The sequence below is a fragment of the Vibrio sp. NH-UV-68 genome, from assembly GCF_042940635.1.
Taxonomy (GTDB): domain Bacteria; phylum Pseudomonadota; class Gammaproteobacteria; order Enterobacterales; family Vibrionaceae; genus Vibrio; species Vibrio pacinii.
Map to the genome: position 1 here is coordinate 2,810,537 of NZ_CP134975.1, position 20,036 is coordinate 2,830,572.

General features: G+C 45.8%; 24 protein-coding genes. 5 read left to right on the top strand and 19 right to left on the bottom strand.

Annotated features, from left to right (window positions below):
• The first annotated feature begins 246 nt into the window (after positions 1 to 246).
• A complete protein-coding gene (locus ViNHUV68_RS12805; protein ID WP_038175251.1) occupies positions 247 to 1,143 on the top strand; it encodes a TIGR03899 family protein in 897 nt (298 codons plus the stop codon).
• A 112-nt stretch (positions 1,144 to 1,255) separates the two neighbouring features.
• Here ViNHUV68_RS12805 and pgi read toward each other — a convergent pair whose 3' ends face one another.
• Positions 1,256 to 2,911 (bottom strand): glucose-6-phosphate isomerase, encoded by a 1,656-nt coding sequence (gene pgi / locus ViNHUV68_RS12810; protein ID WP_391088444.1) that lies wholly within the window; start codon positions 2,909 to 2,911, stop codon positions 1,256 to 1,258.
• Positions 2,912 to 3,369: 458 nt separating this feature from the next.
• On the opposite strand from pgi, the gene ViNHUV68_RS12815 reads away from it, so the two are divergent.
• Positions 3,370 to 3,789, top strand: coding sequence for a secondary thiamine-phosphate synthase enzyme YjbQ (locus tag ViNHUV68_RS12815; protein ID WP_391088446.1), 420 nt, complete (start codon positions 3,370 to 3,372; stop codon positions 3,787 to 3,789).
• Positions 3,790 to 3,823: 34 nt separating this feature from the next.
• Here ViNHUV68_RS12815 and ViNHUV68_RS12820 read toward each other — a convergent pair whose 3' ends face one another.
• From ViNHUV68_RS12820 to ViNHUV68_RS12830, 3 genes are read right to left on the bottom strand one after another with little or no spacing between them, the layout of a single operon-like run.
• Positions 3,824 to 4,996, bottom strand: a complete 1,173-nt coding sequence (locus ViNHUV68_RS12820; RefSeq protein ID WP_391090323.1) for a BamA/TamA family outer membrane protein — start codon at positions 4,994 to 4,996, stop codon at positions 3,824 to 3,826.
• Positions 4,997 to 5,021: 25 nt separating this feature from the next.
• A complete protein-coding gene (gene alr, locus ViNHUV68_RS12825; protein WP_391090325.1) occupies positions 5,022 to 6,098 on the bottom strand; it encodes an alanine racemase in 1,077 nt (358 codons plus the stop codon).
• A gap of 12 nt (positions 6,099 to 6,110) precedes the next feature.
• Complete coding sequence (locus ViNHUV68_RS12830) at positions 6,111 to 7,523, bottom strand: replicative DNA helicase (RefSeq protein ID WP_038175247.1); 1,413 nt, start codon at positions 7,521 to 7,523, stop codon at positions 6,111 to 6,113.
• Between the two features lie 172 nt (positions 7,524 to 7,695).
• Between ViNHUV68_RS12830 and ViNHUV68_RS12835 the strand changes: the two genes are divergently transcribed.
• Positions 7,696 to 8,460: a DUF481 domain-containing protein gene (locus ViNHUV68_RS12835; protein ID WP_211252999.1), complete on the top strand. Its 765-nt coding sequence runs from the start codon at positions 7,696 to 7,698 to the stop codon at positions 8,458 to 8,460.
• Between the two features lie 87 nt (positions 8,461 to 8,547).
• Here ViNHUV68_RS12835 and rplI read toward each other — a convergent pair whose 3' ends face one another.
• From rplI to fkpA, 15 genes are all read right to left on the bottom strand, one after another.
• On the bottom strand, positions 8,548 to 9,000 hold the full coding sequence (gene rplI / locus ViNHUV68_RS12840; RefSeq protein ID WP_038175245.1) for a 50S ribosomal protein L9: 453 nt from the start codon (positions 8,998 to 9,000) through the stop codon (positions 8,548 to 8,550).
• A 30-nt stretch (positions 9,001 to 9,030) separates the two neighbouring features.
• Positions 9,031 to 9,258, bottom strand: coding sequence for a 30S ribosomal protein S18 (gene rpsR, locus ViNHUV68_RS12845; protein ID WP_000090472.1), 228 nt, complete (start codon positions 9,256 to 9,258; stop codon positions 9,031 to 9,033).
• A 16-nt stretch (positions 9,259 to 9,274) separates the two neighbouring features.
• Complete coding sequence (gene priB / locus ViNHUV68_RS12850; protein WP_038175244.1) at positions 9,275 to 9,577, bottom strand: primosomal replication protein N; 303 nt, start codon at positions 9,575 to 9,577, stop codon at positions 9,275 to 9,277.
• Positions 9,578 to 9,585: 8 nt separating this feature from the next.
• Positions 9,586 to 9,966, bottom strand: a complete 381-nt coding sequence (rpsF, locus tag ViNHUV68_RS12855) for a 30S ribosomal protein S6 (protein WP_038175243.1) — start codon at positions 9,964 to 9,966, stop codon at positions 9,586 to 9,588.
• Positions 9,967 to 10,191: 225 nt separating this feature from the next.
• A complete protein-coding gene (gene bfr, locus ViNHUV68_RS12860; protein ID WP_038175242.1) occupies positions 10,192 to 10,674 on the bottom strand; it encodes a bacterioferritin in 483 nt (160 codons plus the stop codon).
• A 74-nt stretch (positions 10,675 to 10,748) separates the two neighbouring features.
• Positions 10,749 to 10,937 (bottom strand): (2Fe-2S)-binding protein, encoded by a 189-nt coding sequence (locus tag ViNHUV68_RS12865; RefSeq protein ID WP_391088450.1) that lies wholly within the window; start codon positions 10,935 to 10,937, stop codon positions 10,749 to 10,751.
• A 298-nt stretch (positions 10,938 to 11,235) separates the two neighbouring features.
• On the bottom strand, positions 11,236 to 12,420 hold the full coding sequence (tuf, locus tag ViNHUV68_RS12870; RefSeq protein ID WP_391088452.1) for an elongation factor Tu: 1,185 nt from the start codon (positions 12,418 to 12,420) through the stop codon (positions 11,236 to 11,238).
• Positions 12,421 to 12,570: 150 nt separating this feature from the next.
• Positions 12,571 to 14,673, bottom strand: a complete 2,103-nt coding sequence (gene fusA, locus ViNHUV68_RS12875) for an elongation factor G (RefSeq protein ID WP_038176096.1) — start codon at positions 14,671 to 14,673, stop codon at positions 12,571 to 12,573.
• A gap of 140 nt (positions 14,674 to 14,813) precedes the next feature.
• Positions 14,814 to 15,284 (bottom strand): 30S ribosomal protein S7, encoded by a 471-nt coding sequence (rpsG, locus tag ViNHUV68_RS12880; RefSeq protein ID WP_004415829.1) that lies wholly within the window; start codon positions 15,282 to 15,284, stop codon positions 14,814 to 14,816.
• A gap of 117 nt (positions 15,285 to 15,401) precedes the next feature.
• Complete coding sequence (gene rpsL, locus ViNHUV68_RS12885; protein ID WP_004399892.1) at positions 15,402 to 15,776, bottom strand: 30S ribosomal protein S12; 375 nt, start codon at positions 15,774 to 15,776, stop codon at positions 15,402 to 15,404.
• A gap of 189 nt (positions 15,777 to 15,965) precedes the next feature.
• Positions 15,966 to 16,241 carry a sulfurtransferase complex subunit TusB gene (gene tusB / locus ViNHUV68_RS12890; RefSeq protein ID WP_038176098.1) on the bottom strand — a complete coding sequence of 92 codons (276 nt, stop codon included), beginning with the start codon at positions 16,239 to 16,241 and terminating at the stop codon, positions 15,966 to 15,968.
• A 7-nt stretch (positions 16,242 to 16,248) separates the two neighbouring features.
• Positions 16,249 to 16,605 (bottom strand): sulfurtransferase complex subunit TusC, encoded by a 357-nt coding sequence (gene tusC / locus ViNHUV68_RS12895; protein WP_391088456.1) that lies wholly within the window; start codon positions 16,603 to 16,605, stop codon positions 16,249 to 16,251.
• Positions 16,602 to 16,997 carry a sulfurtransferase complex subunit TusD gene (gene tusD, locus ViNHUV68_RS12900; protein WP_038176101.1) on the bottom strand — a complete coding sequence of 132 codons (396 nt, stop codon included), beginning with the start codon at positions 16,995 to 16,997 and terminating at the stop codon, positions 16,602 to 16,604. The genes tusC and tusD overlap by 4 nt, the downstream gene beginning before the upstream one ends.
• Positions 16,994 to 17,716 (bottom strand): transcriptional regulator, encoded by a 723-nt coding sequence (locus ViNHUV68_RS12905; protein WP_038176102.1) that lies wholly within the window; start codon positions 17,714 to 17,716, stop codon positions 16,994 to 16,996. The genes tusD and ViNHUV68_RS12905 overlap by 4 nt, the downstream gene beginning before the upstream one ends.
• 184 nt (positions 17,717 to 17,900) lie before the next feature.
• A complete protein-coding gene (gene fkpA, locus ViNHUV68_RS12910) occupies positions 17,901 to 18,689 on the bottom strand; it encodes an FKBP-type peptidyl-prolyl cis-trans isomerase (RefSeq protein WP_038176104.1) in 789 nt (262 codons plus the stop codon).
• A gap of 131 nt (positions 18,690 to 18,820) precedes the next feature.
• Here fkpA and ViNHUV68_RS12915 point away from each other — a divergent pair, with 131 nt between their 5' ends.
• Positions 18,821 to 19,801 carry a WD40 repeat domain-containing protein gene (locus ViNHUV68_RS12915; RefSeq protein ID WP_038176106.1) on the top strand — a complete coding sequence of 327 codons (981 nt, stop codon included), beginning with the start codon at positions 18,821 to 18,823 and terminating at the stop codon, positions 19,799 to 19,801.
• Between the two features lies 1 nt (position 19,802).
• The gene (locus ViNHUV68_RS12920) at positions 19,803 to 20,033 is read left to right on the top strand and encodes a SlyX family protein (RefSeq protein WP_038176108.1); all 231 of its coding nucleotides are present in this window, start codon (positions 19,803 to 19,805) and stop codon (positions 20,031 to 20,033) included.
• Positions 20,034 to 20,036 lie beyond the last annotated feature (3 nt).

The window sequence follows — 20,036 nt, forward strand, 5'->3', positions numbered from 1 at the left end:
GATAGATAACCGAGTATGGCTAGGTAACAGAGTAACAATAGGGCGATTGACAGGTGCTTCTTTATTTTATTGTCATTAAAATACTTCATAAGCCCCTCAAAAGTAACGGTAACAATTTTAACAACTTGTTATCATTTATGGTAGCGATATTTTTATAAACTGGCTCACAGTCTTTGTGTGGCGGGCTTGGCGCTTCCGAGGTAAAGTAAACACTTGAGTTAACAATCTGATGGCTAAGGAAATAGCATGTCTGAGACCAATAAGCCCGTTGTCCTAGAACACGAAGCCGAACCACCTCGGCGCCAAGAAAAAAAGTCTAGCTACATCAAAGACAGCGCAAGCCGAGTTCTCAACATCGCTCAAACCTACGGTCTAGATGCCCTACTGCAAACCGAGAAGCCAGAAAAAAACGCCTTAGAACGCGCCCTGATCAGGGAGAGGAGACGCAAAGAGTTACGGCAGAAAAATCTTGAGCAAATCCTGAAGCTCGCCCACATTTCCTGCAAAGACGAAATGGCTGGTGATCCCGAACAAGATTGGCTGTTACGCTTTTTCGATATGGCGCAAGAAGTGCACAATCACTCAATGCAACGCCTGTGGGCACAAGTGCTAAAGCGAGAGGTGACCAATCCAGGTTCAACCTCGATGAAAGCACTGAAAGTTTTACAAGATATGACGCCGAAAGAGGCGCAGATTCTTCAGCGCGCGTCCTCTTTGGCCTGCAGTTTTGGTGGCGACAATAGCCGTAAGTTATTAGTCGGCTATCGAGCGCAGGGGGGCATCTTTAGTTTCGGTAAGCGTGCCACCACCAGCAATATTAATGTCGGCAACTTCCAACTGCCCTACTCAAGTTTATTGGTATTGTTTGAGCTAGGATTGATGCATGGCACGGAATTAGAATCTGGAGAAATTGAACTGGATTCACCGTTACCACTGCTTTATCAGGGTAAGCAGCTATCATTACAGGCGCACAGCAAAGGCGTAAGGTTGCTCTACTATCGCTTTACACCCACGGGCAATGAGCTGTGCAAATTGCTCGGAAACAAACCCAATATGCAGTACTACGATCAGATGGTTGCGATGCTCAGCCAGAAATTTATCGCCAATACGGAAGTGGAAAGCAGTATTCATCATACGGTGTAAGCGCTATCTGCAACCCTATCGTCTCCACACCACAAAAAACGCCAACCTTTCGGTTGGCGTCATTATTGGCTTATCACCCAAACAATGGGCGCTGCAGATTCAAGCTTGACTGTTATTGCGCTTTGAACGCTTTAAATGCGTTAATCAAACCATTGGTCGAGCTGTCATGTGAATTGATCGCGGTATCATCGGCAAGCTCTGGCAAGATTTGGTTTGCTAGCTGTTTGCCTAGCTCCACACCCCACTGATCAAAGCTGAAGATGTTCCAGATAACCCCTTGCACAAAAATCTTATGTTCGTACATTGCAATCAAGTTACCTAGTGTACGCGGAGTGATCTGCTTAACTAGGATAGAGTTCGTTGGACGATTACCTTCAAAGACTTTGAATGGCGCGAGTGTCGCCGCTTCTGCTTCGCTCTTGCCTGCTTTCGCAAACTCTGCTTTAACCGTTTCTTCTGACTTACCAAAAGCAAGGGCTTCCGTTTGGGCAAAAAAGTTAGACATCAGCTTCTGGTGATGATCACCAGCAGGATTATGGCTAAGTGCTGGCGCAATGAAGTCACATGGGATCAACTTAGTGCCTTGGTGAATCAGCTGGTAGAACGCGTGCTGACCATTGGTACCCGGTTCGCCCCAGATAATTGGCCCAGTCTGGTACGTCACGGCATTACCATCACGGTCAACGTATTTACCGTTCGATTCCATGTTGCCTTGCTGGAAGTAGGCAGCGAAACGGTGCATATATTGATCGTAAGGTAAGATAGCTTCAGACTCTGCGCCGTGGAAGTTGTTGTACCATAAGCCAAGCAACGCCAGAATCACTGGAATGTTGTTTTCAAACTCTGTCGCGGCGAAATGGTTATCCATTTCATGCGCACCGTCCAATAGCTCAATAAAGTTGTCGTAACCAACCGCTAGTGCAATAGAAAGACCAATGGCAGACCAAAGAGAGTAACGACCGCCAACCCAGTCCCAGAACTCAAACATGTTGTCTGTATCGATACCAAACTCAGACACAGCGCTCGCGTTGGTCGACAGTGCTGCGAAGTGTTTAGCGACATGCGCTTGATCGCCAGCAGTCTCTAGGAACCAATCACGAGCAGAATGTGCGTTTGTCATGGTTTCTTGAGTGGTGAATGTCTTCGATGCAATTAGGAATAGAGTGGTTTCAGGGTCTACTTTTTTAAGCGTTTCAACGATGTGCGTACCGTCAACGTTTGAAACAAAGTGAAGATTTAGATGGTTTTTATAAGGCGCTAGTGCTTCAGTCACCATATAAGGGCCTAAGTCCGAACCACCAATACCGATGTTAACAATATCTGTGATCGCTTTACCCGTATAGCCTTGCCACTCACCGCCAATCACGCGCTCAGTGAAAGATTTGATTTTCTCTAGTACAGCATTAACCGCTGGCATCACGTCTTCGCCATCAACCATAACCGGTTTGTTGCTGCGATTGCGGAGCGCGGTATGAAGTACAGCGCGATCTTCGGTTTTGTTGATCGCTTCACCACTGAACATCGCTTCGATGGCTGCTTTTAGCTCAGTCTCATTAGCTAGAGCAAACAGATGATTGAGCGTCTCTTGGTTAACTAGGTTTTTAGAGTAGTCGACAAGAATATCGTTGCCGAAACGTGCTGAGAAGTTGTCAAAGCGAGCCGAATCTTGAGCAAATAACGCTTTCATATCCATATCTTGTGCAGATTCGAAGTGCGCAGTTAGCGCTTTCCAAGCTTGTGTTTGCGTTGGATTGATATTTTTCAACATGGTGTCTATCCCGATGTTACAGTAGGTTCTATTCCATTCAGCCTAGCGACAACTGGTGGAATCCCCGATTAAGCAAAATAATAAGATTAGGTATGTTTAGGCAAAATGCCACTAATACCAGTCGCGACAAATAGATGGTCAGATAGTTGCGCAGGAAAAATCGCTTAGAGCAAGGCATAGATTGCAGCTAGCTAGTTGACCTACCTACAAAATCTATAACGACGCTATCAGCGATTTTAACTAGCAAGAATGACCAGACATTTATTCTGATTGGTATAACTACCTTTGTAATTTTTTTTCAGGCGAATATTATGACGCAGGCGACTTACGCTCACATTGAGTTAGGTCACGTTCCCTGCTTCAAAACTAAACAAACACCCTACTCGCAAGTAAGAGCTTACCATTAACCTTAGCTAAGCTTAACCATTAGACGCGAATCATCAAATATAGGTTGCCGTATGTGGACTCAAAAAACACTGAAAATTAGCGCGCGTAAGCGTGGATTCCATCTAATTACCGATGAAATTGAACAACAATTACCACAAATAGCAGATTATTCTGTGGGAATATTACAGTTATTTATTCAACATACCTCGGCCAGTTTGACCATCAATGAAAACGCAGATCCGACCGTCAGACACGATATGGAGCAACATTTTAACCATTTTGTGCCAGAGCGGGCATCTTACTATCAACATACATATGAAGGTGATGATGATATGCCTGCCCATATCAAGGCCTCGACGTTAGGTTGTAGTGTCATGATTCCAATCAGCAACGGACGCTTGGCTTTAGGAACCTGGCAAGGTATCTATTTGGGGGAGCATCGTGACTTCGGTGGATCCCGAACCGTGATTGCAACGCTGCATGGGGAATAACCCTCACGCTGAAAAAAACGTAAGCATGAGACGGTTAGAATGGTTGGTTGATCATAATGCGGAAATTGCCTTCATCACTTGCTTGAGCTACTTCTGCTCTAACAACCACCCCTTCAACCTGAAAACGAACGGCACCACCTAAGCTCCATTTCATATCATGATGTAAAGTGCGCAAATCATATTCATCAGCCACTCGTCCAGCGTCAGCAAATACTACCCACTGCCACCAAGGGAGGTCGTAGTAGTTGATAATAGGAATACTATCCAATGGCTGCCACTTTGGCATGGCACGATATTCTGCCGAGTAGTACAGCGCAGAGCGGCCGTGAAAACGACCACTTGTATAGCCACGAAGGCGATATAATCCACCTAATCGTACTTGATCTTGCTCAGGAGGTCTCGCACAATCATCGCCGTCGCAATGATTCCAAGTTGGGGTATCTGCGGTATAAATATTAAGTGCAATCACCTGCTGTTCAAACATCTCCCCTAAGGAGCCAAGCGGATAATACTGACTATTTTGAAACTCCCACTTGCTCCACAATTGTTCGCTTTGCCAACTCTCGACACCAACAGTCACATCTAACGACGTGTGTGAACCGTGAGTCGGATTGCGTGAGTTGTCACGATTGTCCCAATCAAAACCCAGTTCAAAGCCTGTTGATTGTTCAGTTGACGACTCAATATCGAGTTCCCTAGATGAATAAAAGGGGGTAAATGCAATTGAACTCACACCAGAATCAACTGGAGAAGCAAACCACACATCACGATTAGGCTTAAACGCCCCAAGCAGGCCATATTGCGCGACATTCCCCCAAGGCAACAAGTACTTAAATTCAAATTGATAATTTTGCTCAAACCCGTTGGTCACTGTTTTTTCGCCAGTAACAGAGTCATTTTGGCCTTGCATCCCCAAGTAATAAGGCGTGTTGTTAAGCTGTGCTTGATACATCTGAGTACTGAATAAAACCTGCTCAGATAACGCGTAGTTAAAGGCCGATAGAAAACTGATATAGCTCTGTTTATCTGAATACATCGCCATACCAAACAACGCGGCTTGCGGTTGTCCGACTCCTTTAGCCACCCCCGCAATGCCGAAAGTATTACCAAGCGTCTCGGTAGCAAAATAAAAAGGCAAAAACGCTGACTGTTTTTCTTTGCTCAAGACTGGCGCAGAAATAAAAATGCTGGCAAGTACTGCCAGCATTGAAAATGATTTGAAATTCATAACGTTAATTTGAATATTCCATATCGACGCGTGATGTGAGTTTAGTCACCAGCTCATAGGCAATCGTGCCAATATGAGAAGCCACCTCTTCAACCGGAAGATCTTTCCCCCACAAAATGGCTTCATCGCCAACACAATCGTTCGCGTCTGGACCGAGATCGACGGTGAGCATATCCATAGAGACACGGCCAGCGATCGGCACTTTGCGCCCATTGACCCATACCGGTGTGCCATTGGGCGCCATTCTTGGGTAGCCATCGCCGTAACCAATCGCAATAACGCCGATTTTGGTATCTCGCTCACTGGTCCAGATACCACCATAACCAACACTTTCGCCAGCTTTAACTTCACGTACCGCAATCAAGTGCGACTTGAGCGTCATGACAGGCAGGTAGCCCATCTGCTGCGCATTTCTATCCCCAAATGGCGAAACGCCGTACATTATAATGCCCGGACGTACCCAATCCATTTGGCTATCAGGCCAGGCTAGTAGCCCTGCCGAGGCGGCCATTGAGCGTTCACCTTCACACCCTTGGGTCAAAGACATAAATAGTTCGATCTGTTGAGTGGTAGTCGGTTTATCCAGTTCATCAGCACAACCAAAATGACTCATATATCGCAAAGGTTTAGCGACATTGCGGCACTTTTTCAAACGCTCCACAAAACCATTGTATTGCTCAGGGCGGACCCCTAAACGATGCATTCCACTGTCGATTTTTAGCCATACCACAACCGGTGTCTCAAGCTGAGCTTGCTCTAGCGCCTCAAGTTGCTCCTCACAATGCACCACAGTTTGGATATTGTTGGTCACCAGTACTGGTAAGTCTCCTTGAGAGTAAAACCCTTCGAGCAACAAAATCGGTTTCACGACACCACTAGCACGTAGTTGCAACGCCTCTTCAATTCTGGCGACGCCAAACGCATCCGCTCCTTGCGCGCTTTTCGCAACATGACGCAGACCATGACCATAACTATTGGCTTTCACCACCGCCATGACTTTGCTGTGCGGTGCTTGCTGCTTTATTTGCACTAAGTTGTGCTTGAGTGCGGTCAAATCAATGTAAGCCGTTGCGGCTTTCATATGCGTCATAAATTATTCGTCGTCCATATCAAATGAAGGGCCTGCATAATTATCAAAGCGTGACCACTGTCCTTGGAACGTCAGGCGAACCGAACCGATTGGACCATTACGCTGCTTACCCAGAATGATTTCGGCGGTGCCTTTCATTGAACTATCTGGGTTGTAGACTTCATCACGATAGATAAACATGATCAAGTCAGCATCTTGCTCGATAGAGCCCGATTCACGTAAATCTGAGTTTACTGGGCGCTTATCAGCACGTTGCTCTAGGGAACGGTTCAACTGCGACAATGCTACGACAGGAACATTCAACTCTTTGGCCAAGGCTTTCAGTGAGCGCGAGATTTCAGCAATCTCCAGTGTACGGTTATCTGACAGCGCAGGGACGCGCATTAATTGCAGGTAGTCGACCATGATCATCGACAGACCGCCGTGATCGCGAGCAATACGACGAGCGCGTGAACGTACTTCGGTGGGCGTCAAACCTGAGCTGTCATCGATGTACATGTTCTTCTTCTCCATCAGGATTCCCATGGTTGAAGAGATACGCGCCCAATCTTCATCATCAAGCTGACCAGTTCGAATTTTGGTTTGGTCAACACGCGACAACGAGGCCAACATACGCATCATGATCTGCTCCGCGGGCATCTCTAGCGAGAAGATCAAAACTGGCTTTTCTTGTTCCATCGCTGCGTTTTCACATAAGTTCATCGCAAAGGTGGTTTTACCCATCGACGGACGTGCGGCGACAATGACAAGATCCGAGCCCTGCAAACCCGCCGTTTTTTTGTTGAGATCAGTGAACCCAGTGTTGACCCCTGTCACACCATCTTGTGGTGACTTGTACAATAGCTCGATACGCTCAAGGGTCTTCTCAAGAATATTGTCAACGTTCTGTGGGCCTTCGTTCTCGTTGGTGCGTGCCTCTGCAATCGCAAATACTTTACTTTCTGCCAGATCCAACAGATCTTCTGAACTGCGCCCTTGTGGGTCGTAACCTGCATCGGCAATTTCGTTAGCAACCCCAATCAAATCACGTACTAAAGCGCGCTCAGCAACAATGTCTGCATAAGCATTGATGTTAGCCGCACTCGGGGTGTTTTTAACCAAATCGGCAAGATAAGCAAAGCCACCGACGTCGTCGAGTTGCTCACGCAGTTCAAGGAACTCCGACAGTGTAATAAGATCGAGCGGTTTGTTGTCTTCAAGAATCGACTTAACTGCTTCGAAAATAAGACGATGCGGACGGCTGTAGAAATCTTTCGCGACAACACGTTCTGAAACCGTATCCCAACGCTCATTATCAAGCAGCAAGCCACCGATAACGGACTGTTCAGCTTCTAGTGAATGAGGGGGAAGTTTAATCGCATCGACTTGTGCGTCTCTAAACTTTTTGTTTCGATAATCTACTTTCGCTTCGGCCATGGTTCTGCTCAACAACTTGCTCTGGACCGCTAATTATAACGAGAATAAAGCCGATGTCTGTAGTCTGTTGATACTTTGTCACCTAGTGAATCAGATTTAACCTGTTGTTGACGGTATCGTCCTCATTTCGCATTACCATTGTTGCGGTGTTTTTTTAATATTGAGGTCGTTAGTGTCTAAACTTTGGCTATTGAGCATGGGGTTACTCAGCTCAATGTGTGCTTATGCCGATGAACAAGGACAGGACCACTCGGATATTGAAATTCCTTCCCCTTGGGATGCGGAAGTGGAGTTTGGCTATCAGGCACATACTGGTAATTCTGACTCACGCTCACTCAACTCACGCCTCAATCTGGAATACGTTGAAGGCCGTCATCGTACCTATGGCGAGTGGAAATACTACTTGCTGTATAAGGATGGGGAAGAGGACAAAAGGCAATCGACCTATACCGCACAGAGCGACTACAAACTGAGCCCGAAAACCTACCTTTATGGCAGCTTTCGTGGTGTTGATTCTCGCTATACGGCCTATTTCAAGGATTATACCTTGTCGGGCGGTTTAGGTTATCAGTTTGCCAATACCGAACACTTTGTCTTAGAGGTGGAATTTGGCCCAGGTTTTCGCTATCAAGAACCTAACCTAGATGAAATTGATGACGATGACATTATTTTTCCTGAAACCGTGCGCGAAGGTATTTTTAGGGGCAACCTCAATACTCGCTGGCAAGCGTTAGATAGTCTATCGATTGCAGCCGACGTAACCGTCGTCTCAGGCTACAGTAATACCCGGACCGACACTGACATCAGTGTGACTAATAATGTCACCGAAGATATTGCTTTGAAACTGGCCTATTCTCGCCAATACCACGATAAAGTACCAGAAGGGCTAACAAAAGCAGACTCGATCTTCTCGGTTAACTTGCTGTTCCAATTTTAGCTGACTGGCCAGTCAGCCAACACCGAACAATAGGCATAAAAAAAGCACCTGCAAGCAGGTGCTTTTTAAATACGTCGTTAAACTGAATTAGTCAGCAGCAACAACTTGTAGGTTCACAGTAGCGAAAACTTCAGAGTGAAGTTGAACGCTGATCTCGAACTCACCAGTGTTACGTAGTGCGCCTTCAGGAAGACGAACTTCGCTCTTAACTACTTCAACGCCAGCTGCAGTGATTGCATCAGCGATGTCGCGAGTACCGATAGAACCGAATAGTTTACCTTCGTCACCAGCTTTAGAAGCGATAACAACAGCTTCTAGAGCGCCAAGCTTCTCAGCGCGAGCTTCAGCAGCAGCAACTTGTTCAGCAGCTTTTGCTTCTAGTTCAGCGCGACGAGTTTCAAACATTTCAACGTTAGATTTAGTAGCCATAACCGCTTTACCCTGAGGGATAAGGAAGTTACGAGCGTAACCAGATTTAACGTTAACCGTTTCGCCTAGAGCACCTAGTTTACCGATTTTATCAAGTAGAATAACTTGCATTGTTTAATTCCTCTTTATAAAACGAGCCGATTACTGATGCTTGTCAGTGTACGGAAGTAGAGCTAGGTAGCGTGAACGCTTAATAGCGCGAGCTAGCTGACGTTGGTATTTAGCACTTGTACCAGTGATACGGCTAGGTACGATTTTACCAGCTTCAGTGATGTAGTTTTTAAGAGTTGCTACGTCTTTGTAATCAATCTCTTGAACGCCTTCTGCTGTAAAACGGCAGAATTTACGACGACGGAAGAAACGAGCCATGGGCTATCTCCTGATCTTAAATTTGAGTAATGTTGTCGGCATGCAGCACTAATTTACCTACACCGTTACGGCCGGTTTGATAAGTGACAAAACCACTTACCTTAATGCTACTACCTTGTACTAAACTCTGAGTTAACGCTTGTGACCTAGGCCCACTGACAACGACCGGCATACGACAATAAACTTGTCTCGGAAGGTCAGCCTCGATGATAGTAGAGCGATGCTCTAACCAAAACCGACAGTGTTCGATACCACCTGGGCTTTTGCTACGAATGGGCGGTTTGACAATCGTGCCAGAAAGCTCCATTCGATTGGCCATAAGACAAATTACTCAGCAGCGGCTTCTGGCTTAGCTTCAGCACGCTCTTCGCGACGAGGAGCACGCTCTTCTCGTTGCTTAAGCATGATAGATTGCTCAGTGATCGCCGCTTTAGTACGCATGACCATGTTACGTAGAACTGCATCGTTGAAACGGAAAGCAGTTTCTAGTTCATCGATTACAGCTTGGTCAGCTTCAACGTTCATAAGAACGTAGTGAGCTTTGTGAAGCTTGTTGATTGGGTAAGCCAGTTGACGACGACCCCAATCTTCTAGACGGTGGATAGTACCGCCAGCTTCAGTGATAGAACCAGTGTAACGCTCGATCATGCCAGCAACTTGCTCGCTTTGATCTGGGTGCACCATGAATACGATTTCGTAATGACGCATGGGTTGCTCCTTACGGATTATTCAGCTTCCACAATTGGCTCAGTCGTCCAGAGGAAGCAAGGAACTAAAGATAATTGACTGAGTTTTAAGGAGCACGAATAGTACAGAAAGAAACCAGCATAAGCAAGAGAAATGTGGTGGCTCGCTGGCAGCCTAACGTTGAGGCGTAAGCAGCCAGCAAGATCTTGTTCGGAGTGATTAGCAACTCATCGGAGCGACGATAACTTAGCCCTCATCGTCATCAACATATTGCGCTTGGAGGTAGTTTTGAATACCAGTCATGTCAATTAATCCCAGCTGCGTTTCCAGCCAATCGACGTGCTCTTCTTCATCTTCCAAGATGGTCAGAAACAGATCACGTGACACATAGTCATGGACATCTTCGGCATAGGCAATCGCATTCTTTAAATCGGGAATAGCCGCCATTTCGAGCTTGAGATCGCACTCCAGCATCTCTTTGACATCTTCACCGATCATTAATTTACCGAGATCTTGTAAATTGGGTAATCCTTCCAGAAATAGAATGCGTTCGATTAAATGATCGGCATGCTTCATTTCATCGATCGACTCATGATATTCCTTATCTGCTAGGTGCTTAAGTCCCCAGTCTTTATACATACGTGCATGTAGGAAGTATTGATTGATTGCAATGAGTTCATTGCCGAGCGCTTTATTGAGATGTTGGATAATGATTGGATCGCCTTTCATGACATTCGCCCTCCTCTTTGGCTCCTATAACTCTAGAAGCAAATGGCACGCTGTCAAAAAGACTGGGTGAAAAACTAGCTGGCTTGTTTCATAACTAAGAACTCGGTTTCGGCTAATATCTGTTTGGTTGGCTTAATACACTTGCCACATTGACTCCCCAGAGCAGTACATTGCTTAATACCTTTAATATCAGTAATGCCCTCATCAATCGCTAACTTCTTAATTTTCTTGTCTGAAATACCATGACAAAGACAGACATACATAGCTAACTCGCTCCGTTCCACCTAACAATCAATAATATAAACGACAATAGTTATCATTACCAATTGTAATTTATGAGAGTTAAGAATATTTCGTTATATCTATTTGTCTATAACCACTGACATTCAACTATTTAAAACTTTACTATACTGAGATGCTTGATTAGTCGATGAACTTCAATGAGTTACAATACAACATTAAATATTTTACTTATAACTAAAACAAAAAAAGGGAAGCCGAAGCTTCCCTTTTTCAGATGCGTGTTCTTCAAAAATGAAGAAGCGTGCAAGTCTTCAACAATTAAGCGAAGATCTTAGCAACAACACCAGCACCAACTGTACGGCCACCTTCGCGGATTGCGAAACGTAGACCTTCGTCCATCGCGATTGGTGCGATTAGCTCTACAGTCATCTTGATGTTATCGCCTGGCATTACCATTTCTACGCCTTCTGGTAGTGAGATATCACCAGTTACGTCAGTTGTACGGAAGTAGAACTGTGGACGGTAGCCTTTGAAGAACGGAGTATGACGGCCGCCTTCGTCTTTAGAAAGTACGTAGACTTCTGACTCAAACTTAGTGTGTGGGTTGATAGAAGCTTTCGCTGCTAGTACTTGACCACGTTCTACGTCATCACGCTTAGTACCACGTAGAAGGGCACCTACGTTCTCACCTGCACGACCTTCGTCTAGAAGCTTACGGAACATTTCAACACCAGTACAAGTCGTTACTGTTGTCTCTTTGATACCAACGATTTCTACTTCGTCACCTACACGTAGGATACCGCGCTCGATACGGCCAGTTACTACTGTACCACGACCTTGGATTGAGAATACGTCTTCGATTGGCATTAGGAACGGCATGTCTACTGCGCGCTCTGGCTCTGGGATGTATGAATCTAGCGCTTCTGCTAGTTCTACAATCTTCGCTTCCCACTGCTCTTCGCCGTTTAGGGCGCCTAGTGCAGAACCTTGGATTACTGGAAGGTCATCACCTGGGAAGTCGTACTCAGAAAGAAGTTCGCGAACTTCCATTTCTACTAGTTCTAGTAGCTCTTCATCGTCAACCATGTCACATTTGTTCATGAATACGATGATGTAAGGAATACCAACCTGACGGCCTAGTAGGATGTGCTCACGTGTTTGTGGCATTGGACCATCTGTTGCAGCAACAACTAGGATACCACCGTCCATCTGTGCAGCACCTGTGATCATGTTTTTAACATAATCCGCGTGTCCTGGACAGTCTACGTGTGCGTAGTGACGTGCTGGAGTGTCGTACTCTACGTGAGAAGTAGCGATTGTGATACCGCGCTCACGCTCTTCTGGAGCGTTATCGATTGATGCGAAGTCTTTCGCAACACCACCGTACACTTTTGCAAGTGTAGTACAGATAGCAGCAGTTAGAGTTGTTTTACCGTGGTCAACGTGGCCAATTGTACCAACGTTAACGTGCGGTTTCGTACGTTCAAATTTTTCTTTAGACACGATCGTGTTCCTTCCTAGTTATGATTCGCCGCGATCCTTATTGATCGAGACGCGCCAGAAATTGCTATTTTATGCGCCAACGTCAGTCAGCGCAATATTTGGACGCATTGATCTTTAAAAAAAGCTAGACTTTTTTTCGATCAAAGCATTTTACAAGTAGCCACGCTCCGCGATGATTTTATCTGCGAAGTTTTTCGGTACTTCAGCGTACTCATGAAACTCCATAGAGTAAGACGCACGGCCTTGAGTCGCAGAACGAAGATCGGTTGCGTAACCAAACATTTCCGACAGTGGAACTTGAGCACGGATGATCTTCAGACCAACCACACCTTCGTCCATACCTTCAATGATACCGCGACGACGGTTTAGGTCACCAACAACATCACCCATCCAATCTTCTGGAGTGGTTACTTCAACGTTCATCATTGGTTCAAGAATAACAGGTTGCGCTTCTAGTGCACCCTTCTTGAATGCCATCGAACCGGCGATTTTAAACGCCATTTCGTTAGAGTCAACATCATGGTAAGAACCATCAAACAGTGTTGCTTTAACATCAAGCGTTGGATAGCCAGCTAAAACACCACTGTTCATCTGTTCTTCGATACCCTTCGCAACTGAGCTGATGTATTCCTTAGGAACCGCACCACCTACGATTGCGTCGACGAAGACAAAGCCTTCACCGAGCTCTGCCGGCTCAAGTTTAATCCAAACATGACCGTACTGACCACGACCACCAGATTGACGGATAAATTTACCTTCCACTTCCGCGGTGCCGCGAATCGTTTCACGGTAGGCAACCTGAGGTTTACCGACGTTACAGTCAACGCTAAATTCACGTTTCATGCGATCAACGATAATGTCTAGGTGAAGCTCACCCATACCAGAGATCAGTGTCTGACCCGTTTCATCGTCAGTTTCGACGCGGAACGATGGATCCTCTGCCGCCAGTTTACCTAGCGCGACACCCATCTTCTCTTGGTCCGCTTTTGAGCGAGGCTCTACGGCGATCTGAATTACCGGTTCAGGGAACTCCATACGCTCTAGAATCACTTTATGATTCTGGTCACAAAGAGTGTCGCCAGTGGTCACGTCTTTTAAGCCGATAGCCGCTGCAATATCACCAGCACAAACGGATTTAATCTCTTCACGCTTGTTAGAGTGCATCTGTACGATACGACCGAAACGCTCTTTCTTCTGCTTCACAGAGTTGTAAACTGCATCACCCGAGTTTACAACACCAGAGTAGACACGCATAAAGGTCAACGTACCAACGAATGGGTCAGTTGCAATTTTAAACGCCAATGCAGCGAACGGTTCTTTATCGTCAGCATGACGCTCTACTTCATTTTCGTTTTCATCCACGCCCTTAATGGCAGGAACGTCAATGGGTGAAGGTAGATACTCAACAACTGCATCTAGTACCGCTTGAACACCTTTGTTTTTGAACGCACTGCCACAAGTAGCCAATACGATTTCGTTATTTAGTGTGCGTGTACGTAGCGCTTGTTTGATCTCTTCTTCAGTCAAGTCACCTTCTTCAAGGTACTTTTCCATCAACTCTTCAGACGCTTCCGCGGCTTCTTCAACTAGGTTTAGGCGGTACTCTTGTGCCATTTCAACCATGTCAGCCGGAATATCTTCATAAGTGAATGTAGTTCCTTGGTCAGCATCGTTCCAGTTGATCGCCTTCATCTTGATCAGGTCAATCACACCTTTAAACTCTTCTTCCGCGCCAATGTTGAGTTGAATTGGTACCGGATTTGCGCCAAGACGATTTTTAATTTGATCAACAACACGCAGGAAGTCAGCTCCAGCACGGTCCATTTTGTTAACAAACACCATACGAGGAACATGGTACTTATCAGCTTGACGCCATACTGTTTCAGATTGAGGTTCAACACCAGACGAACCACAGAAAACCACTACCGCACCATCAAGTACGCGCAATGAGCGCTCTACTTCGATAGTAAAGTCTACGTGTCCTGGAGTATCAATGATGTTGATGCGGTGATCGGGAAATTGCGCTTCCATACCACGCCAGAAAGTTGTAGTCGCAGCAGACGTGATAGTAATACCACGTTCTTGCTCCTGCTCCATCCAGTCCATGGTAGCAGCGCCATCGTGAACTTCACCGATTTTATGAGAAAGACCAGTGTAGAACAAAATACGTTCGCTTGTGGTTGTCTTACCTGCGTCGACGTGAGCAACGATACCGATATTGCGGTAACGCTCAATAGGTGTTTTACGAGCCACGATTGAATCCTCTTGAATTAGGGACTATTGCTATGTCGAGCAGCATGAAAAAACTCATGTCCTAAAAATAGCAATAGTTCCTAGGCTTACGCGAAGGAACTAAAGAAGTGCCACAAGGAACCTTGTGGCACTGAAAGGTATTACCAGCGGTAATGAGCGAATGCTTTGTTAGCATCAGCCATGCGGTGAACGTCTTCACGTTTCTTAACCGCAGTACCTTTGTTCTCAGACGCGTCTAGCATTTCAGCAGCTAGGCGTTGAGCCATAGATTTTTCACCACGCTTGCGCGCAGCTTCAACCAACCAACGCATAGCAAGTGCGTTACGGCGAACCGGACGTACTTCTACAGGAACTTGGTAAGTTGAACCACCAACACGGCGAGATTTAACCTCTACCGCAGGGCGAACATTTTCAAGAGCTTCTTCAAATACAGCTAAGTGATCTTTACCAGATTTCTCAGCCATAGCATCTAGTGCAGTGTAAACAATTTTCTCTGCAGTAGATTTTTTTCCGTCAACCATAAGGATGTTAACGAACTTTGCCAGCAATTCTGATTTGAATTTAGGATCTGGAAGGATCTTACGCTGACCAATTACGCGACGACGTGGCATGGATATTCTCCGTTGTCTTATTCTTCAGGTTATCCAAAACTTTTCAGTTTCTTCAAAAATTAAAATTTAATTTTAGTGTTTGGCCTTACTTAACGCTTCTTTATCAAAAGAAGGGCATTAAGACTTAGGACGTTTCACACCGTACTTAGAACGACCTTGCTTACGGTCGTTTACGCCAGCACAGTCAAGTGCGCCGCGAACAGTGTGGTAACGTACACCCGGAAGGTCTTTAACACGACCGCCACGGATTAGAACAACAGAGTGCTCTTGAAGGTTGTGACCTTCACCGCCGATGTACGAAGTCACTTCGAAGCCGTTCGTTAGACGAACACGACATACTTTACGAAGTGCTGAGTTAGGTTTTTTAGGTGTAGTAGTGTAAACACGAGTACATACACCACGTTTTTGCGGGCACGCTTCTAGTGCAGGCACGTTGCTTTTAACAACCTGCTTTGCACGAGGCTTACGTACCAACTGGTTAATAGTTGCCATTAACTAGCTCCTGAATTACTTGAAAGTAAGCTTTGTGAAAAATCTAGCCCCAACGGCTATAGCCAGTTAGGGACGCAAAATTCTATTCAGCAGTGAGAGGTGTGTCAAGAAATATACGAATCTTTTTTGCTCAACTTGAGTAAAAAGCGAAGAAAACAGAGACCGAGAAATGCAGGTTAACAGGTTGGGCTATTCCCACGTGATAGAGCTGGCGTGTGTTGCCGTCAAATCGACCCAACCAGAATAGTCGATAATGGCGAAATTTGAACTGATTCGATTCACGATGCCTCGAGCTTCAGCATCGCTCTGTAACACAGCAACTTTGCGCCCTTGAAGCAGCGGAAAAGCATGATGTTGAGGATTCGCCGCATAAACAGCTTGCTCAATAAGCACCATTTCATCTTGCTGAGAGAAGACACGACATGCCTCTGTTAACGCTTGATCGGTTTTGACAATATGTAGCATAAACAACCTAAAAGGTAAGCACTTTACCAGCGCGATGGAGTTGCTCGCTCAGCTGCCACTCATCGAGTCGCTCAGCGGCAATAATAAGATCCGCTTGCGCTAACCCTCGCAACGCTAAGGACGCCTGACAGACGTATACCTGTTCAATATCATATAAGTCGAACAGTTTGAGCATCGGCGCGTAATCTTTGCTAAGGATGGCTGTCGTTTGCTGCCCTTGCAGCAGTTGATAGACACCATCGCCAGTAAAAATAACACTGATGTCTTCACAATAGGCTGAAGCCGCGAGCAAGGCATCAACCCCTTCTCGACCTGAAGCCTTGCTGTGAGGTGCGGTGCGAAAAAGATAAGTTAACTGGCTCAAAATTGTACCACCCTATCTTGAACTAACATCGCCTCTGCAAGGCTGCCTAATCCCGCTTGCTGGAAACCTGAAGCAAGATTACTTTGGGCTAAACCATGCTGATTAGCCTCATCTTGGCTAACGATGCCACGGCGCAGTGCGGCGGCAACACAGGTTTCTAAACGCACATTGTGTTGTAAGGCTAGCTCTTGCCACGCCTTAACCAAATCAAATTCATCGTTGGCAGGCACCGTTAAGCCATTACCATTGGTCACGCCTTCTTGATAAAAGAACACACTGACTAAGGTGTGCCCTTTGGCTATCAAGGCACAAGCAAATTGGTGAGCATGACGCGCCGACTGACTACCATACACAGAACCGTTAACCACCAAAGTGTAGGTCAGTGGATTCAACTTTCATCTTCCTCAATTTTGCGCTGACGAATGTACAGATAAACGGTGTGCTTAGAGATATTAAGCCGATCGGCCACACGGTTGATCGCATCCTTAATATCAAAAATCCCCTTATCAAACAGCTCCATGACAATCTGGCGATTCTTGGTATTGTTTGATACTGACTTGTCAGCATTGATCTCTTCAATGGTGCGCTCAACGGTTTGGTCCACCAGCTCTTCGACATCACTCGCAAAGTTGACCGATGACGCCGCTTGCTTGGCTTCTTCCGTTGGCATGAAGGATTGCAGTACCTGTGAGAAAGGGGCATCAAGATTGACGTTAATACACAGCAAGCCAATCACGCGGTTTTCCCCGTTACGGATCGCGACAGTGATCGACTTCATCAATAAGCCACCTTTGGCGCGCGAAAAGTAGGAACGAGAGAAATTTCGCTCCGAACCTTCAATATCACGTAACATTTTGAGTGCAAGATCAGTGATCGGCGAACCAACTTGGCGACCGGTATTCTCACCATTGGCAATTTTAATCGCCGAGGTATTGAGGTCTTCGAGTGAGTGCAGCACAATTTCACAAAACGGGCCAATCAGACTCGCGATACCATCAACCACGGCTTCATACGATCTGAGAATTATTTTATCGTGCTCGCTAAATGGCATCACATTAACAGATTCCATTTCGAGCAACATATCCGTGTTTACTGTTTCTGTAGTTGTCACTTCTTTAAGCCTTCGCACGAAAAATCAACAAATTGGTGTAAGTTTATCAGAAATTTTGATAAGCACACCTAGCTAACCTGCTATCTAGTGATTTAGGACAAAAAATTATGGCTTAATGAACAGATTTATGACAACAAAAAAGGCCTAGCCGAAGCTAGACCTTGGTTTAAATCATGTTAGCTGACTACTGCGCGGCTTCTTCACCGTTATCAATTTTTAGCAATTCAACTTCAAATACTAAGGTGGAGTTGGCAGGAATCGTTGGCGTGTCTTGTTCACCGTATGCCAACTCTGGCGGGATAACGAACTTAAATTTAGAGCCTACAGGCATCAATTGTACGCCTTCCGTCCAACCTGAAATCACACGATTAAGTGGGAAAGTGGCTGGTTCACCGCGATCGTATGAGCTATCAAACTGAGTACCATCGATCAATGTGCCTTTGTAATGCACCTGAACGGTATCGGTATCTTTTGGCTGCTCGCCTTCAGCTGGCGTCATTACTTGGTAAAGTAGACCTGTTTCCGTTTTCTTTACGCCATCTTGCTTCTCGAATTCAACACGGAAGTCATCGCCTGCTTTTTTCGCTTCTGCTGATTTTTCAGCCGCTTGCTCTTGCATGGTCGCAGCAACGCGCTTATCTAACGCTTCTAAAGCCGCACGCGTTTCTTCTTCGTTAAGCTCTGCATTACCAGCAAACACATGTTCAATACCTTTCAGTACCAAATCTTTATTTAGCGTGATACCGATTTCACTCGGTTTATCTAGGCTGGTACTAAGATAGTTTGCAAATGAAACACCAATCGCGTACGCCGCTTTATCATCTTCTGTTGTAAAAGCAACCGTTTTGCCAGTTTCAGCTTGTACTTGCTCAACCGCAGCAGCGGTTTCTACTTTCGTTTCTTCTTCTTTCTGACAGCCAGCAGCCAGTGCAACAGTTGCAGCAAGCAGTGACACTTTAAAAATCGATTTCATTTAACTCTCCAATTGAGACTTTTTGTCTTTGTGCACAAATCTTTAAGAAAGACTGGTACACATTTGCATGTTGTACCAATATAACCAATATGCGCTGTAATTAAACTAAACCAAGCGGATATTTGGACTCAATGCGTGTAATTTTTAACTCACTTATTATTGCGATTGTCATCACCGCGTTAAATGGCTGTTTTTTCTCCACTCGAGACAGCCAACGCTGGACAATTGAGCCCAAAGGAACCACAAGCTTCGCATTGAGCCGAGATGCGCGTTTTGCGCTGCTCTACTCTAAAGAACATCAACTTGTCCTGTGGGACCTGTACGAAAGCCAACAGCTCGCTAAACTGGGCTCGCAAGACCCTCAATCTAGCACCGTGTCACGCATTCGTATTTCAGACAACGGCCGCTTTGCCGTGACCGCGACACAAGTAAATTTCGCCGTATGGGACCTGGCCTGGACTCAGGCACAAGGACTATGGTCAATATCAGATGGTCTTATTCGAGACATTGATATTGCCAGCAATGGCGAACAGGTTCTGCTTGGACTATCCAACGGTAAGGCCATCTACGTCAACTTAGTCACCGGCAGGCGCTTAGAGTTCCTTGCCCACAATGAAAAAGTCAATACTGTCGCTTTGTCGCCGAATGGTCGCTTCGCACTGTCAGGAGGCAATGATCACAAAGCCTACTTATGGGATACCCAAACTGGCCAGGTACTGAAGACATTTGAGCATGAACAAAGAGTCAATCGAGTCGCGCTGCACCGGGATGGCAACTATGCGTTTACCTCGGATGGTGGCAATCAGTCCATTATCTGGGACTTATCAAGCGGCAAGCAACTCGCCAAATTACGCAGTTTTTCTCGTCAGTTGATCTTCTCTACCGCACGATTTTCTGACGATGGGCGTTACTTGGTTACCGGAACGCCCTCAAGTCGGATTATGGTGTGGGATAGCCACAGCGGAAAGCGAGTCGATGGATTTGAGGCCGAGCCATTAAAAGATACCCGTCCTCCCCGTGCAGTGGTGTATGATGCAGCCTTTGATACGCAAAACCGCGTAATTTCGGGCACCTCAGCGGGTATCGCCCAAGCTTGGAATGTGGATTATTAGCATGACGACAGAACAGCAAATTAAGCAGTTGGAAGGCCGAGTGAATGACTTAGAGTGTCAATTAGCTTTCCAAGAACAGACCATTGAAGAATTGAATCAAGCCTTGAGTCAGCAACAACTGCTGATTGTTAAGATGCAAGATCAGATGAAGTACATGGTTGGCAAAGTGAAAAACATCGATAGCTCTAACTTAGCCGATGCTGCGCAAGAGACGCCTCCTCCCCATTACTAATGG